1 protein-coding gene is annotated in these 1,309 nt (G+C 53.2%); it reads right to left on the reverse strand.

Annotation, left to right across the window (positions count from 1 at the left end):
- Positions 1–3 precede the first annotated feature (3 nt).
- Positions 4–1,209: an ISL3 family transposase gene (locus tag JK211_RS16710; protein ID WP_212709739.1), complete on the reverse strand. Its 1,206-nt coding sequence runs from the start codon at positions 1,207–1,209 to the stop codon at positions 4–6.
- Between the last annotated feature and the right edge of the window lie 100 nt (positions 1,210–1,309).

Here is a 1,309-nt window from a genome sequence, read left to right on the forward strand (position 1 = left end):
GGTTCATCGCGTTTTACCGGGGAACGCTGCTTTTATCTTCAGGAAGAAGTATTCATTATCCCGGTATCCATATGCCATGCGTTTCAGCACCTTGATCTTGTTATTCATTCCTTCAAGCATGCTCGTATTCAGCCGGTGCGTCGCACTGGCGATTATTCCGCTTATGTAGTTCTTCAGCTTGTTAGCGAACTGCTGTAACGCCCTGATCCCACTCTCATCACACTGTCTGTACCACTCATTCCAGCGTGCCTGTGCGGTGGCCTTGTCTGGTGCATACCACATCTCCTTCAGCGCAGTTTTCATTACATACACGGTATTTAGCGGCTGGTTGGCTTCCAGCAGTTCTGCCAGTTTTACCTCATGTCCTGCCGGCAGGTTTTCCGGGTTACGCAACAGTAACCAGCGGCTGCGCTTGATAACCTTCCGCGCTTTCTTGTTGTCACGCAGCTGATTAGCCTGGTCGACCCGCACCCTGTCGATAACCTCACGACCGAACTTTGCCACGACGTGGAAGAGGTCATACACCACTTCTGCCTGTGGGCATTGCTCTCTGACCTCCAGGTCCAGTGCAGTATTCATATCCATCGCTACAGATTCAATGGCAGCGCAGCCTTCAGGACCCAGCCAGGTGAAGAATGGACGGAAGGCCACCCGGCTTCGACCTTCACCGACCCACAACACCTGCTGTGTATCTGCATCCACGACAACGGTGGCATAACGATGGCCTTTAAACAGAGCGAACTCATCCATTATAAGGCGGCGCAGGGTACGACGCTCAGGCTCTTGTAGCTCGCGTCGCAGTCGACGGAGGTCGATGTTCTTGATGGTATGCCAGTGCAGCCCCGTCAGCTGCGCTACATGCTTAACGGGTAACAGCTGGGTAAGAGACTCCACCCAGACGGCTAAAGTGGAGGTATAACGTTGTCGCTCAGGTAACCAGGATATGCGTTCAGTAACGATACCGCAGGATGCACATCGCAGACGGCGAACGGGAACCTGAAGTGTGATGCGCCAGTGCAGCAAGTCACGCTCACGAACCCGGCGCAGGGAAGTATCATGAACAGCACAGGTGTTCTGGCCACATCGGCGGCAGGCAGGAGCAAAGTCCGGGTCAGGCCGGAGGGTAATAAGAAGCGCATCGTGTGCGCATGGGGTAAAGGAATCGACGGTGAAACCTTCCCAGAAAAGCGAAGAGAGGTTAGCATTCATGACAGACGGCGGTTTAGTGGCTGGTTAGTGTTTTGGCGAATACAAAACTAACCACTTTTACCGCCGTTTTCTATTAATTCACGCTAAGGTGCGATGAACC

The sequence above is a fragment of the Tatumella sp. JGM130 genome, assembly GCF_018257525.1.
GTDB classification, from domain to species: Bacteria; Pseudomonadota; Gammaproteobacteria; order Enterobacterales; family Enterobacteriaceae; genus Tatumella; species Tatumella punctata.

What these genes read in the sequence shown, in the direction of transcription:
- JK211_RS16710 (WP_212709739.1), bottom strand. Translation starts at nt 1,209, where the DNA reads ATGAATGCTAACCTCTCTTCGCTTTTCTGGGAAGGTTTCACCGTCGAT.